The organism is Pedobacter sp. G11 (assembly GCF_003860265.1).
GTDB classification, from domain to species: domain Bacteria; phylum Bacteroidota; class Bacteroidia; order Sphingobacteriales; family Sphingobacteriaceae; genus Pedobacter; species Pedobacter agri.
The window spans coordinates 3304182-3318633 of the sequence record NZ_CP034190.1; the positions used below are offsets into that span (position 1 = coordinate 3304182).

At 37.1% G+C, this 14452-nt stretch carries 15 protein-coding genes; 11 read left to right on the forward strand and 4 right to left on the reverse strand.

Going from position 1 to position 14452, the window contains the following annotated elements:
• The first annotated feature begins 345 nt into the window (after positions 1–345).
• A complete protein-coding gene (locus EA772_RS14270) occupies positions 346–1713 on the forward strand; it encodes an alpha/beta hydrolase-fold protein (RefSeq protein WP_168187559.1) in 1368 nt (455 codons plus the stop codon).
• A gap of 169 nt (positions 1714–1882) precedes the next feature.
• On the forward strand, positions 1883–2656 hold the full coding sequence (locus EA772_RS14275; protein ID WP_124913799.1) for an NIPSNAP family protein: 774 nt from the start codon (positions 1883–1885) through the stop codon (positions 2654–2656).
• Between the two features lie 380 nt (positions 2657–3036).
• On the opposite strand, the gene EA772_RS14280 is transcribed toward EA772_RS14275, so the two are convergent.
• On the reverse strand, positions 3037–3477 hold the full coding sequence (locus EA772_RS14280) for a hypothetical protein (RefSeq protein WP_124913800.1): 441 nt from the start codon (positions 3475–3477) through the stop codon (positions 3037–3039).
• Positions 3478–4108: 631 nt separating this feature from the next.
• Here EA772_RS14280 and EA772_RS14285 point away from each other — a divergent pair.
• The 5 genes from EA772_RS14285 to EA772_RS14305 all read left to right on the forward strand — a co-directional run bounded on the left by EA772_RS14285 (position 4109) and on the right by EA772_RS14305 (position 7265).
• Positions 4109–4516, forward strand: coding sequence for a mobilization protein (locus EA772_RS14285; protein ID WP_124913801.1), 408 nt, complete (start codon positions 4109–4111; stop codon positions 4514–4516).
• Entirely contained in the window at positions 4498–5778 is a 1281-nt protein-coding gene (locus tag EA772_RS14290) for a relaxase/mobilization nuclease domain-containing protein (protein WP_124913802.1), read from the forward strand. The genes EA772_RS14285 and EA772_RS14290 overlap by 19 nt, the downstream gene beginning before the upstream one ends.
• Positions 5779–5827: 49 nt before the next feature.
• Positions 5828–6763 (forward strand): YWFCY domain-containing protein, encoded by a 936-nt coding sequence (locus EA772_RS14295; protein WP_246834102.1) that lies wholly within the window; start codon positions 5828–5830, stop codon positions 6761–6763.
• Positions 6739–7002 carry a hypothetical protein gene (locus EA772_RS14300; protein ID WP_124913804.1) on the forward strand — a complete coding sequence of 88 codons (264 nt, stop codon included), beginning with the start codon at positions 6739–6741 and terminating at the stop codon, positions 7000–7002. Before EA772_RS14295 ends, EA772_RS14300 begins: the two co-directional genes overlap by 25 nt.
• 83 nt (positions 7003–7085) lie before the next feature.
• Positions 7086–7265 (forward strand): histone H1, encoded by a 180-nt coding sequence (locus tag EA772_RS14305; protein WP_124913805.1) that lies wholly within the window; start codon positions 7086–7088, stop codon positions 7263–7265.
• A 375-nt stretch (positions 7266–7640) separates the two neighbouring features.
• Here the strand turns inward: EA772_RS14305 and EA772_RS14310 are convergent, their stop codons facing one another.
• The 3 genes from EA772_RS14310 to EA772_RS14320 all read right to left on the reverse strand — a co-directional run bounded on the left by EA772_RS14310 (position 7641) and on the right by EA772_RS14320 (position 10518).
• Entirely contained in the window at positions 7641–9131 is a 1491-nt protein-coding gene (locus EA772_RS14310; protein ID WP_124913806.1) for a P-loop ATPase, Sll1717 family, read from the reverse strand.
• Positions 9132–9164: 33 nt separating this feature from the next.
• Positions 9165–9449, reverse strand: a complete 285-nt coding sequence (locus EA772_RS14315; protein WP_210405040.1) for a DUF3892 domain-containing protein — start codon at positions 9447–9449, stop codon at positions 9165–9167.
• A 781-nt stretch (positions 9450–10230) separates the two neighbouring features.
• Positions 10231–10518 carry an AraC family transcriptional regulator gene (locus EA772_RS14320; RefSeq protein WP_124913808.1) on the reverse strand — a complete coding sequence of 96 codons (288 nt, stop codon included), beginning with the start codon at positions 10516–10518 and terminating at the stop codon, positions 10231–10233.
• Positions 10519–11212: 694 nt separating this feature from the next.
• Between EA772_RS14320 and EA772_RS14325 the strand changes: the two genes are divergently transcribed.
• From EA772_RS14325 to EA772_RS14340, 4 genes are read left to right on the forward strand one after another with little or no spacing between them, the layout of a single operon-like run.
• Entirely contained in the window at positions 11213–11407 is a 195-nt protein-coding gene (locus EA772_RS14325) for a hypothetical protein (protein ID WP_124913809.1), read from the forward strand.
• Between the two features lie 40 nt (positions 11408–11447).
• Positions 11448–11795, forward strand: coding sequence for a hypothetical protein (locus EA772_RS14330; RefSeq protein WP_124913810.1), 348 nt, complete (start codon positions 11448–11450; stop codon positions 11793–11795).
• Positions 11792–12985, forward strand: a complete 1194-nt coding sequence (locus tag EA772_RS14335; protein WP_168187560.1) for a PfkB family carbohydrate kinase — start codon at positions 11792–11794, stop codon at positions 12983–12985. Before EA772_RS14330 ends, EA772_RS14335 begins: the two co-directional genes overlap by 4 nt.
• A complete protein-coding gene (locus EA772_RS14340) occupies positions 12979–14211 on the forward strand; it encodes an adenylosuccinate synthetase (protein ID WP_168187561.1) in 1233 nt (410 codons plus the stop codon). The genes EA772_RS14335 and EA772_RS14340 overlap by 7 nt, the downstream gene beginning before the upstream one ends.
• Positions 14212–14452: the final 241 nt, after the last annotated feature.

A 14452-nucleotide genomic window follows, 5' to 3' on the forward strand; every position in this document is an offset into this window, starting at 1 on the left:
GACTAAAAATTTTTTAAGAAATCTTTAGTGCTATCAAAAAATTCATCTTTTTTGGTAAAAAATCTGATAAATAAAGATCTGCTTACATATGAAAATAAATCTAATTTTTTTATAATTTACTCATTCAAGTTTGACTGGTTCGTTCGATAATAATTTCATACTTATATAGTCTCTTGAAACAGTTAAATCTAATATCTACAGTAAGACCAAATAATTCATTTTAGCAGGATCATGAAGCTCTCGATATTAAAAATTATTAAATGCATTACATCAGTTCTATTTTTCATAGTCCCATTTCTAAGTTTTGCTCAACAGCTTGTGAAGCATGGATACTCTTCACCAATAGTGGGAGATACAATCAAATATAACGTCTGGCTACCTAAGGATTATAATTCCTTAGAAAAATATCCGTCCATTTTCATCAATAGTTATGGCGCTCTAAGTTCTAATGGGATGCTAGCTGCTGCATATATTAATAATTTTATGAATAATTTGCCAAAGGCTATTGTAATTGAAATCCTTTCTGGAGATATGCCAAATATGGGTTATAGTTATGAAAGCGGTATGGTAGATAGCATTGGTAAAAAATTTATCAGTTCACTCAAAACGGAGATTATACCACAGATAGAGCGGGATTACCACATCACAAAGTTTCGAGCCTTTATTGGCCAATCTTACAGTGCTAGTTATGCTAATTATCTATTTCAGCATGAGCCGGGACTTTTCAATGGTTATGTATTATTTACACCTGAGAAATTAGAAGAAAACCAGCCTCCTTTTGAGGTGAGCGAGCAATTAAGAAAATATTATAATTCACATCCGACCTTGTATTATATCGCGCCGGCGGGGAATGATATACCGAGGAGGATAGAATATGCGAAGGATATAGAAAAAAAATTAATGGGGCTTGATTCTAATACATTGCATTTCAAATATGAACTTTTTAAAGAGGCAGACCACAATTCAATCGTTTCATACGGACTTTTGCCTGCTATAAAGTATCTATTTAGTTTTTACGATTTCGAGGAAAAAAAACCTGGTTCCCTGGCTGATGCGTTTAAAATGCAGCAAAAACAATTAATATCCATTTATGGTCTTGAGTTACCAGTCAATTCACGATTTCAGTTCAAGTACATTAATGTTGCTGCTGAACGAAAGGATATTGAAGGAATGGATTTAGTGGCTACTTATTTTCAGGATGATAAGAAACGAGACAATGCCTTGATGTTATTTAATACAGCATACACATACTATGACAGTTTCAAAGATTATTCCAAGGCGGAAAAGTATTTCAGGATGTCAATAGAATCCGGTAAGAAATCTGGAAAAGCTTACACTTCTAACGGCTACTCTTGGCTTTCCACGATGTATATAGACGGCCTTAAAGATTTCGATAAGGCTTGGTCTGTCCTTGAAGAAGCATATGATTATACAAAGTCATCTATTTATAAATATAGATTGGGAGTGCTGGCGGTGAAATCTGGGAAAAATTTGGAACAAGGAATAAACAACTTAAATTTTTTCCTCCTAAATAAACCTACAACCTTTCCTGAGCGTTTAATGGCTAAAGAAGAAGCAGCTTATCTATTGCTTGCAAAATGTTATTATATGCAAAAGAATTACACGAAAGCAAAAGTTAATCTCGCACGGTGTTTAAAGCTTAATAGTAATTACGCTGCTGCTATATCTTGGAAGAATGAAGTTAAGTTATAGTATGTTTTCATAAGTTTTATTAATCGTTATTTAAACACTTTTCTCTATGCTTTAACTGGTGTCCATTAGTTATAGCGTAGAGGAAGATACATGGCATAGATACCCCAATACTAACGGCTTAGTATTGGTGCCGGCGTTAATAGTTCATTTAAATTAAACCAAATATATTGTGAAATCCTTTTTTGATAAATTACTTCTGTCGGCTGTTGCTTCAATTGCTATATCAGCTCATGTTTATGCCGCTAAGCCCGCATTTTATTTTCAGATAAAAGTATATCATTTCAAAACTGATACGCAGGAAAATAAAATTGATTTTTATTTAAAGAATGCATATCTGCAGGCATTGCACAGGGCAGGCATAAAGGATGTTGGCGTTTTTAGGCCGATTTTTCAGGATACGTCGGAAAAGCTTATTTATGTTTTTATACCGCTTAAAAAGCTGACTGATCTGGATAGAATTGACACAGAGATTGGTAAAAATAGCCAACATGCTGAGAGCGGAAAATCTTATTTGGATGCGGCATATGACCAAGCGCCGTATTCCCGTATAGAATCCATCTTACTCAAGGCTTTTTCTGCGATGCCGGAATATTCGCTGCCCAAACTGAATACACCCAAAAATGAGCGGGTTCATGAACTAAGAAGTTACGAAGCGGCAACCGAAAATCTGTCATTCAATAAAATTGAAATGTTTAACGATTATGAAGTTGAAATCTTTTCAAAGTTGAATTTTAATGCGGTTTTTTATGGGCAGGTTATTGCTGGCAGTAAAATGCCTAACTTAATGTATTTGACAACATTTAACAACAATGCTGATCGGGATAGTCATTGGGCGGCATTTGGTCCTGAATACAAAAAAATAAGTGGTCTGCCACAGTACCAGCATAATGTTTCTAAAAATGTGACCTTGTTTTTATATCCCGCGGAATATTCTGATTTTTAAATAGTCAAGTTGCTATAGGGGATTTTTTTTTAAGGTTGGACTAATATACGGATGGTATATCAGTATGTTAAACCATTCAAGTCTTTTGTGGTTTTACCGTCTATTTTGGTTTTTTCAAAAAAGGCCGTAATGCGTTTGGAAACTATTGTTAACGCTAGTTTTTAGCTAATCTCCAAAGTTTCTGATCCTTATCTTTTAAGCCGAGCTCCTATTAATTGATTTTGATTAAATGAATATACTCCAGCGTTGATTGGATGGATATTTAAAGTTTCATCAATCCATTTGTCAACAATTTGTGGAGAGAGATTATTGAAGTCCTTCGAGCGGATATCATCGTAGATTTTTTTTGCTTATGCTATTAATATCTGCCAGCTTTTTGTTCAATTAATATTTGATTCCTCAAACGGATCAAACTCGGCTTCAAGTCCTTCCTCCATAATTCGACCACTTTCATACCTATTGCCATCGGTATCGATTAAATATGGGAAGCAATAAAATCTGGTATTATTAATTTTAGGATCTGGAAACTGAAAGTCAATAACAGCTTCTTTTATAAAGTCTTTGTGAAATCCATTTGCTGTTAATTCTTTATAGATAATTTCCTTTAATTCTACCGCATTCAGTATCAACGGCCGTATATTTAATTTTTCCGGACTGAATATGGCTTTCATGACATCCAGTGAAACTTCTGCTAAGTGAAGGTGCTTCGCAGCGTTTAATAACCAGTCACCCATATAGCCACCTTTGTAATAACGTTCGGTTCCAAAGAAGCTCTTTGTTATGTTATGAGGGATTCCCTTTAAGTTTTTACGTTTTGGCATCAGTATGACTAAAGTATCAATAATAAATTAGGCATTCGTAAGGGTATTCGCGAATTTCAGATTGTGACCTAAAAGGAGCCCAGGCTGATACCTTTGTTCCCAAGTCTCTATAGATCGTTTTCCTCATTCGCGTAATTAGCTGCGATAATAGCCCAGAAAGTTTACTGTTAACAAACCATGCAATAACATATTATTGACTACATAAAGAAGAATAATTGCATTGGTCATTTTTTTTAAAAAAAATAGGGATTCCTTTAAAGAGGTGGTCTTATGTTGCTGTGTGCTGTTGATTTTTGTATTTAAATCAGCGAAAACATGAAACACCAAAACCAATACCAAATCCAAAGAAAGTTTACATTTCCAACATCTAAAAAATACGCACAGGAAATGCGCTTCAGGATTAGGGCCCTACTTCAGAAATTTCCCTATTCACGAAGTTCAACTTACGTCAAAAGCGCTCCAGCAAAACCTTCCGGAAGCAATTAGCAGAAGACTGATATGTAGGAGAGTTGTGATCACGCGGGTGTTCGGCAAGAAGTACGTTTGTCCACAAACGGTTCTTGCCACCCTTAAGGTTGGGACCATCCTCGGAACTCAGATGGCCAAAGGTTTTATCAGGAAATTATAAGCTATGGATTTAAAAGAACAGTTGGAGGATGTCCGTTTTACCCATCCCATCAGGACCAGGGTCACTGCAAAAACTTACAAGCGCCTGGAGCAGGTTTTGCAAAATAGTAATTGCCGTTCAATGGGTGAGGTGACCAGGAAAATCCTTTCCCGGGAAAAGATTTTGATGCTTAACCGGGATGTTTCAATGAACGGACCCATGGAAGAGCTGACCTTAATCCGAAAGGAACTTAAGTCCATTGGAATCAACATCAATCAACAGACCCGGCACTTCCATACGGCAGAGAATGAATCTCAGCGGGCGTTTTATTTTATGCGCACTACCGAACTGTATAAAAATGTTGGTCAAAAGGTCGACCATCTTTTGGCGCTGGTGGCTAAACTTTCATTGAAATGGTTACGCGGATCCTAAGCGGAAAAAGTATCCGTGGCCTGTTAATTTATAATGAACATAAGGTCGCTTCGGGAAATGCGGAACTGATCCTGGCCAACAGGTTTGGCGCTGAAATCACTGACCTGGAGCTGCGGGATAAGTTATCCAGGTTCGAGCAATTGACCATGCTTAACGGCAGGGCGAAAACCAATGCCATTCACGTGATACTCAATTTTGACCGCGAGGACAGGCTTTCAAAGGAAACTCTCCAGCGCATAGCAGTAGATTATATGGAACGGTTGGGTTTCGGCGAACAGCCGTTTCTGGTCTATATACACCATGATGCCAGTCATCCGCACATTCACATCGTGACAACCAATATCCAGGATGATGGGAACAGAATATCTATCCACAACATTGGAAGGGATAAGGATGAAAAGATCAGAGCAGCGATGCAGCAGGAATATGGTTTGGTTAAGGCAGAAAGTAAAACAAAAGATCCATTGATCAAGGGTATCGAAGTCGGCCCGGCAGCATACGGAAAGATGCCCACACGTCAGTCCATTTATAACATCGTAACTGCGGTGATGAGGGAATATAAATTTACCTCGCTAGCCGAGTACAACGCAGTATTAAGAGAATTCAATGTAATTGCAGACAGGGGAAACGCGGATTCCAGGATGTTTGAACGCCGTGGTTTGATCTATGCTGTATTGGATGGCATAGGAAAAAGGGTGGGGGTGCCCATCAAAGCCAGTTCGCTTGCCGGGAAACCTGTTTTATCAAAAGTGGAAGAAAAGTGTCGTTCGAATGTGATTAAGAAAAAGGAGCACATTGGTTCTTTAAAGGATATTATTGATAAGCGTTTTGACCTCGGTCAGGCGCTAAGCAAACAAGCATTCGTCGCTGCATTACGAAATCAAAACGTCGGTGTAATTTTTAGGCATAGTGATGCTGGTCAGGTTTACGGAATAACTTACGTGGACCACAATAGCCGATGTGTCTTCAACGGAAGCGATCTGGGAAAAGCTTACAGTGCCAAGGGAGTCCTGGAGCGGATTGATAAGGCTGATCTCTCTGAATCTAAGCAAAGCAATGATCAGAAGGATAAGTTGGTCCGGAGTAGATGGAGTAGTGAACCAGCACAAGATCTGGCTCAATCTGATTATGATAAAGGGTTATTAGGGACACTTTTGCAAAGGCCAGATTTCGATCCGGTTTCGGGATTAGTAAGCAGAAGGAAGAAGAAAAAGAAAAAAGGATCAGTACAGGAAAATGATCTTGGAAATCAAATAAGATAAGGATATGAATACCGGAGAAGACATTCAGGGTTTAAGAAAGATACTAGATATGAGCAGGTGGATTAGTATATTTCTGCTTTGCATGCATTTCTATATACGGCTTTATCAGTTATTTGCGGGAATAAATTTACGATCAGAGATAACCGATAGGATTTTAATGCAGCTTAGTAAGATTAGTCTGTTTGATGGATGGGTAATGGTTAAAACTGCGGTACTTGTTTTTCTTGCTATTTCCCTGCTTGGCGTCAAAGGCAAAAAGAATGAAACACTCGACAGCAAAAAAATTGTCATTTACGCTGTTGCTGGAACACTGCTTTTCTTTGGAAGTATCTTTTGTCTTTACCTGCCGTTCAGTTCAGGATGGACAGCTGCTGGATATATTGTCATTACATCAACAGGTTACCTGTTCATCCTGGCTGCTGGAACGTGGATTTCCAGACTGATTGAAGACAGCCTGACAAAGGATATTTTTAATTCAGAAAATGAAACGTTCCCACAGGAAGAACGATTGCTGGAAAATGAGTATTCTGTAAACCTGCCCGCGAAATATAACTTAAAAGGAGAAAAAAGAGATAGTTGGATAAACCTGATCAATCTTTTTCGGGGACTGCTCATTGCAGGGACGCCCGGCGCAGGGAAATCATACTTTGTGATCCGACACGTTATTGATCAGTTAATGGGGAAGGGGTTTAGCATGTTTATTTATGACTTTAAATACGACGACCTTTCGATTATTGCTTACAACTGTCTCCTGAAATACCATTCCCGGTATAAAATCAAGCCCAAGTTTTATGTCATCAATTTTGATGACCTCAATCGAACCCATAGGTGTAACCCCCTTGATCCCGCGGCGATGGAAGATATTAATGATGCTACCGAAGCCAGCCGTACCATCAATATAACGATCCTAGTTATGGATTTAATCTGGCTGACGTTTTGGATAAATTTAATATTAAAGAGTTGGAAAAACCAGAGCTCAGAGTAAGATTGGAGCAGTCGTTGAAAAATGGTGACAGGGCAGAAGCTACGGTAACTAAAGACGGCAAAAAAGTTCAGGTTCTCATCGAAGCTGAACCCCGTTACTCGCAAATTAATGTATTTAACACGCAGGGTAAAAGCGAAAAAAGAGAACAGTTTTTAAAAGAGCCTAGCAATTTTAAAGATGTATCGCAAAGCAAATCCAAAGAAAAAAATGTTTCTGCCGAGCAGGGATTGGGGATCTAAGGACAATTATTATCTTCGCTGATCGTTTAAAACGAAATTTTATTTATTTACAAGATTAATTTAGATCTGAATAGAAAACAATTATGGAAAAGTTTGAAAAATTAAAAGAAGTGGTCGCCCTAATAGAAGCGGATGCAACAAAATTTTATGATGGCGGAAATGCTGCTGCTGGTACTCGCGTTCGTAAAGCAATGCAAGACTTAAAGGTTCTTGCTCAGGAAATCAGAGCTGAGGTAACAGAAAAGAAAAATAGCTCAAAATAATCCTATCGCTGTTTTGGGTTTAGTAGTTTCGGCATTTGCTGGAACTACTAAATTTATATTTTAGAAAGACTTATGATCGACGTGTTAAAAGAACATGCCACTAAAAACTCCTGTTTAGCTAACAATCCAGCATAAAAAGCTGATTGCCTGGAGTTCAAATTAATTTCCAGTCTGCTATCTAAAGATGGGGATTTCACGAGTATTATCCCCTGATTCATATTAAGTGAGATTGTTTTTGAGGAGTGAGGCAATGACAAAAAATGGAACAATATTTTACCGAAATCATGTTTCATTTAACTAAATATCAAGCAATTTTGTTAAACCTCAATATATGTAGTGTTTGAGGTTACTTTACAAAATCAACTTTAAAATAGACTATATTCTATTAATAGCCCGCCTTATTAGATAACTTACCTTAGGATCGATTATTTCAAAAAATTTTGCATTAGTATTACTTAGAATTTCTTCCTCATTTATTAGTTCATACTGTATCATTTTTTTTATTTGACCTTCTGACTGACTGGCTGGCTGATTAAAGGTATCCGATAGGTTTCTTAGGGTGAATCGAGTGAGTTTGATTGCTAGTATTCTGTTTATCATTGATTTGATATCTTTGTTTTTTCCTGTTTTTGAGGGATAAAGCGAATCATAATCATAATTTGTACAAAAATTAATCATCCCCTTTGATATAGCGCCGCTTTCAAATTTTTGTGCGTTGGGATTTGAGTTTGCCTGCTCTTTATAAATCTCACCTAAAAGAGTTATCAAGTCTCGAGGCGATCGTCTACTCAGATTAATAATCTCATCAATATCACCCTGAAAATCAATTAAGTCCGATAATTTCTTTTTAACATTTATGGAGAAATGAGCAATCCTCTTGTTGATAAGTGGTTCCAAATCTCTTGGCTGCCAACTTACATCAACAGAGTCAAATTTGTCAAATCTTACAATTCCGCCTAATTCTGACTTTAGTTCAGACCAAAGGCTGAAACCTATCGCAAGTTTGGAATTCATTAGCAACTCGGTATCTGAAAGTATCTCTCTTGTAAATAGGCCAATTTTACTAATATCTTGATTCAATTCTTGGTACTCATCTATTTTGTCAAACAAAACAACCAGAGTTTTAAAATCCAGGGCTTCGAGTATTGAGAGAAGGTCATCTAAGATATGTTTGAGATTTTCTTTCGATATTTCCAAACTATCAATATCGATCTTTGAGAAGTCAGTCAAAGATATTGGCCCTAAATATTCGCGATATGTAGGCGGTGGTTCTATTTGATTAAGCCCTAGTGACTGGCTAATAATGTTAGACGTAATGCCCACAACAGCCGAAGTAATGCTATTTGCAGTCTTTAAAAAAAAGCTATTGTACAGCCGTACAAAAAAATTTTTTATCCTAATTTTTTTTACGTTATTATATACTTGAGAGTATTCATCGTTATTAATTGTTCTGAAAAAATGCTGAATCAAAAAAGCCAGTTTTTGCTTCTCAATGCGGCTTAATTTACTCACTAGGAATCGATTCTTAGTAAGAACTATACCTAATTTTGTAACAGCTTCTTTCAAAATGATTTTCAGAAATGCAGATTCATTGCGCTTTACTGGAATACTATCGAAGCGATCGATTTTAATGATAAATAAATCATCCTGAACAACCAGATCATCAAATAATTTATTAATAACAGCAGTTTTTCCATGTCCACGTTGACCTATAATAAAACTGCTGTCACCGTTAGACAGATCATTTAGAAGTGTTTTATAGTAATTAGGCTCGTAGAAGATTTTGTGAATGAAGTCTAACTCCTGCTCTGAGGATCTTTTAGAAAAAGGATTTTTCTTAAATCCTAAGTTTTTATCAATATTCAAGTTAACGTGATTTTGAGAGAAACGATTAATTTGCTAATATGAACATTCTGGCAGACTTAACAAAATTTCTAATCCATTAACCACAGTTTTTGCCTTAAGGATTTTATAATGTCCATATATTGAAATCTCAATATCAATCTCAAGTCCATTAACCATTATGAAAAACTCCCACTTTCCCGATTCTATTCCTTCAATCGCTTTTTCCTGCGAAACACGCCATCTAGTGCCGTTACCATTTAAGCCGCTAATAAATTCTAAGCGTTCGTTGGGATTAGTTCTATTCGATTTATCTATGCATTTAATTTCGTGTCTGCTCATGATTAATGAAATAAATTTCCTCTTCCGCCTAAAGTTAAATTATAAGGTGTAAATTTCAAAACACAATATATTATGAAATAATTATTATTCGGAATTGCCCTGTTTGAATGATTTCCGAAATAAGTTTATCCATATGTGTTTAAACTAGTAAGTCGTAAAAAAGTTTTAGAAGTCATATTGGAGATTTCAGGGATAGTAGTCACCTGATTCCGGCGCAAACTGTGTACCCAGCTTTTGTTTCCGGAGTCTGGGATTCGTGCACTGATGTGCGATCAAAGATATCAAAATCATTTTCAGTTCAAAGGTCCGGCAAACCACCAGCCCTTTGAGTCTCCAGGCGTTCTGAACAAGTTTCCAGTGCTGCTGACCGCCTGAACGCTCACCAGTGAGCTTTCAGTCATCACCACAGTTCCCTTAGAAAGCACAGTTATAATCTCGAAAATTTATTTTTGTTTTGAGGCGGTTTTAGACCGCAGGAAAGATTTTCATATAGTCGTTGATACCATGATCCAGCAGGGTCAATTTGAGGCTTAAAAAGGTTAAAATCAGTCGAATACACACTTTAGGGGCTGTTCAGTGCACATTTTGGAGTGAAATGAAGTGACCAGTTTCGCATGAAATCCGTGGCCACTTTTGGGATAATCCCCAAGCTGAACTAGATTTGATGAGAAACAACTGCGGATGAACAATTAAAATAAGTGAACTTATCCTCTCACAGTTTTGTTGGTGTAGTCATTTCGCTGCTTTTCAGCGGAAATCATTCCTAGGCTAAAAGTTTTTCTTACTGCAGTGTGTTCAGTCCCTTTACCTTCAAAAACTGTTTATGAAAATTATTAGCCGTATACCCGGAATCGTAACCTATTTCGGGTATCGTGATTTTACTCGAAAGTAGTAACCTATACGCATGACCTATCTTGATCTCGTTCAAAAAATCTACATACGTTTTCTTGGTTGATTTTTTAAACCAGTTGCAAAAAGCTGGCACGCTCATGCTGGAAATATCCTCCACTTCAGCCAGCGTGATACTTTCCCTCAAATTCGCCATCGTAAAATCAAAAACCAGTTTCACTTTATTCTGCTGTTTTGATCCTAAGCTTGACCTGAGACTACAAACACCTTGGGCGAATGATGGAAAACAGCTGTTGAAAAAAAGAAACGGGGAGCACCAAAGATGTTCCCCACTATAACCAACCAAACTGACGAATTCCGGAAACTACTCCGGAACCGATAATAAAACGCCCTTTTCTCCCGATTGTTTATTTTTTTCTTAATACTTCTTCATTAAGAAGAATATTACCTTCAATCTCATTTCCTAGCTTTGTAATATTTAGGAAATTCCTATTAGTCAAACGTGCTTAAATTAACGAGTTTTGCAGCTTATTACATTAGCGATTTAAAATCATGAGTGGTTAGATTTCTTACAACCAAACTTTCGCTGGGTAAAATTCTCCGATTGTTTATTTTATTTTACGGATTCCCGTAAATTTTTTTCATGGATAGATTCTATAATTGCTTATGAAATTGTTTAAATAAAATTCAGACCAAACATGAAAATAAATATTGTGGTATCTATAGATATTTACCTTAAGATGGGTTTTTGTATATACTTACTAATGAGTATTTGTTTGTTTTTTATCCGTAATTATAAATTAAGTTCTTTCATTTGCGAATAATGTGTGATGATTTAGATCATATTGGAAATAATAAATGGTAACTTCCAGATATAATTTATAATATCGCGACCTATTAAGATTTTGATGGTTATGGAAAAACAATTGACCCTAAGGATAGAAAACCTTACTGATGAACAAGTGTTGCGGGAATTTGTTAAACGATTCGATTGCGATGGTGCAATTCTGGTTTATAAATCTGATGACATGGAAGCTGGCTTTGGTCGTTGGAGTAATAAAAGCGGCCGCAAATGGGTAAATGGAATACTAAAGACGCTAAAGCAATAAACGAAAAAGATTATCATTTAAATTAACAAAAAAGCTCGAAATGAAAGATGGTGGAACTGGCAAAGCCAATTATACAAAAAGTTTAGCTGTAAAACCCAGCCTTAGCGGTGGAATCGGATCTGAAGATTGCAACATCGCTTTTACAACATATCTGCAAAAACTGCAACCGGCCTTGGCAGATTACAGAGTTGACGATGTGCTGATTGTGGATATAGATTCTTCCGGTAATGTGATAGCTTCAGGAAAGCATGGAATATGTGGAACTATTGCCGCACCAGAGACATTACAGCTTAAGCAATGCCTTGACCAAGGTAAGAAATACAAGTCAACGATCTTGGAAATTACCACGGTATCATGCAAAGTGCGTGTGAGACGACTGCTCTCATGATGAAAACTTTGGATATTATTGGAGGGACATATCTCGAGGAATGTGTTGATCCGGTTTACCGGGAACTTTATGGCTCTGGACTTCGCGCTGCGATAGCGCTAAGCAATTACTCTACAACAATAAATTTTCATACCGCGGTCGGATATGATTTTAAAGAATTGTTAAATTATAAATCGGACCTGTTCGGTTTTAAAAGTCATACCATAGATGTAACAGAAACAGTTCATTTTATCTACGAGCATCCTTTATGCAAGCCACAGCCTGTCAACGTGCCCAATGCAATTCGCTTAGTTGATCTTGGACACTTATCTAAGGTACTTTATTATGGCATGATCGATACGGACATAAAGGTGACTGCAGAAATGATGGTTTATGATCCTCAAAATCAAGTTCCTTTTGAACAATCAGGCGCAATAGCAAAGAATCTCGCGTTAATTCTCAATAAGTGGGAAGCATTGAGTTTTCTTGACCATCCGGAGGAAGATTTAGAAAAGGTTGGGAAGCTCTTAATGTCAAAAGAAAATGTATCGGTTGTAGTCATAAAAAACGGATCTGATGGAGCAATGCTATTCGAAGGTAACAAAGTCGAGAAAATACCTTTATACCGTACCCCCCAGGTCTGGCCAATAGGTAGTGGAGATATTTTTTCCGCAGTTTTTGCATTTCATTGGATGATCTTGGAACAATCCGCCTTTGAATCTGCAATAAAAGCATCTGCGAGTGTGGCACAGTTTTGTGATACTAAGCAACTGCAGTTTGATAGCACGAAAACATATCCCGAGCAGGTCATTAAATCTAAACAAAAGAAAATATATCTTGCCGCGCCATTTTTTACCACTGGCGAGCGGATGTTCCTCAATGAGGTGAGATATTTATTGCAGCAGTTTGGAAATGAGGTTTTTTCACCATTTCATGATGTTGGGACTATCGATGGTGATGCCACAAATGTTGAGATTTCAACTGTTGTTCAGTCTGATCTTACTGGAATCGACCAATCGGACCTAGTACTGGCCATATATTCAGGCACTGATCCAGGAACTGTATTTGAAGTAGGTTATGCAAGGGCAAAAGGCATTCCGGTGGTTGCTTTATGTGAAAACGTGAAAGAGGAAGATCTATTCATGCTATCAGGATCGGGATGCGAAATCACACAAGATCTTTCATCTGCGATATACAAAGCATCATGGTAGAAAGAAGAGCCCTTGTTATTGTCGGTTTGGGCTATGGTGATGAGGGCAAGGGGCTTGCTACAGATTTCTTTTGCTTGAACCATCCTGAATCGATCGTGATCCGGTTCAATGGTGGGCAGCAAGCTGGACACTGCGTGATTAACAAAGAAGGTGAAAAACATATCTTCTCCAATTTAGGTTCCGGAACCTTCAGGGGAATTCCAACTTTCTGGTCTAAATACTGTACGTTCTCACCATTGTTATTTGTTGAAGAATGTCAGAAGTTAAATAAGTCTTTCAAATTCTATATTGATCCAAATTGTCCAATAACAACTCATTATGATATCCTTTTTAATAGAGCTTCTGAAATTACGCTAGGAAAGGCACGAAAGGGAAGTTGCGGAGTTGGCTTTAGTACTACCATTGAGCGTGAGCAGTCCGGGCTGAGTCTTTTGTTGTCAGATTTGTTTGATAACCAGGTATTGGTTGAGAAATTAACACAAATCAAAAAATACTACAGACATAAAATAAATCTAGATACCGCATTTGATTTTGATTCAATGGATCATGATTATGAGGACACTCTGTTTCTTAACAGTATTTTAGATATTCAAAAATTTCTTTATAGCAATGCGGTACAGATGATCTGTGAATCGGATCTTTTTAAAACAATGGTTTCGAAGACGCTAATTTTTGAAGGGTCTCAGGGCATTTTACTAGATCAGCATTTTGGGAAATGGCCGCATGTTACCATGAGCAATACTTCAAGTCAAAATGCCATGGAAATGATATCGAGATATTGCTCGGGTTATACCACTGAAGTTGTTTACATAACTCGCGCATATCGAACACGTCATGGGTCAGGGCCATTTCCCGAGCAGCATAAAGATTTTAGATTGCTTGAACAAAATATTGATGAAACCAATGAGACTAACTGCTATCAGGGAGCGCTAAGGTTCGATTTTCTCGATCTAGATGTACTTAATGATGCGGTTGCATTTGATGAACAGTTCTCTGCAGGATTAGGGAAAAATTTGTTGGTAACCTGTATGGATCATTTAGAAGATGATAAGATTAGAGCTTTCACAAATAAAGATCTTTGTAGTTTCCAATATACTGAGATTTGGAAATACCTCAATTTTCCTATTAAAAAACTAATCTTTAGCTTCGGGAACTGCGCAGAATCCCTCTTTGATGCAAAAAAAAATCATGAGATCGGGACTAATGTTTATATCTCAAGTAATTAACAACTATATATTGACCGAGGCTGAGAAATAAAACCTCAAATTCAACAAAAAAGGCTCATAAAATCATTTTATGACCATATAAGCTTTTAGGACATGATGAGTTAATTTTATTTTTTTTCCAGTACAATTACTATGAGGGTATTTCTGCTGGAACTAGCATAGCTAAACCTTTGTCCGCGTTTATAATCGGCTTTCGAATTTAGCTTTTGTTTGTCTTGACGACAGCGAAGTTATCGCTTTT

Excerpts from the sequence above, each read along its gene's own strand:
- EA772_RS14280 (WP_124913800.1), bottom strand. The coding sequence starts at position 3,477 with ATGCCAAAACGTAAAAACTTAAAGGGAATCCCTCATAACATAACAAAG.
- EA772_RS14285 (WP_124913801.1), top strand. The coding sequence starts at position 4,109 with ATGGATTTAAAAGAACAGTTGGAGGATGTCCGTTTTACCCATCCCATC.
- EA772_RS14290 (WP_124913802.1), top strand. The coding sequence starts at position 4,498 with ATGGTTACGCGGATCCTAAGCGGAAAAAGTATCCGTGGCCTGTTAATT.
- EA772_RS14295 (WP_246834102.1), top strand. The coding sequence starts at position 5,828 with ATGAGCAGGTGGATTAGTATATTTCTGCTTTGCATGCATTTCTATATA.
- EA772_RS14305 (WP_124913805.1), top strand. The coding sequence starts at position 7,086 with ATGGAAAAGTTTGAAAAATTAAAAGAAGTGGTCGCCCTAATAGAAGCG.
- EA772_RS14315 (WP_210405040.1), bottom strand. The coding sequence starts at position 9,449 with ATGAGCAGACACGAAATTAAATGCATAGATAAATCGAATAGAACTAAT.
- EA772_RS14325 (WP_124913809.1), top strand. The coding sequence starts at position 11,213 with ATGGAAAAACAATTGACCCTAAGGATAGAAAACCTTACTGATGAACAA.
- EA772_RS14330 (WP_124913810.1), top strand. The coding sequence starts at position 11,448 with ATGAAAGATGGTGGAACTGGCAAAGCCAATTATACAAAAAGTTTAGCT.
- EA772_RS14335 (WP_168187560.1), top strand. The coding sequence starts at position 11,792 with ATGATGAAAACTTTGGATATTATTGGAGGGACATATCTCGAGGAATGT.
- EA772_RS14340 (WP_168187561.1), top strand. The coding sequence starts at position 12,979 with ATGGTAGAAAGAAGAGCCCTTGTTATTGTCGGTTTGGGCTATGGTGAT.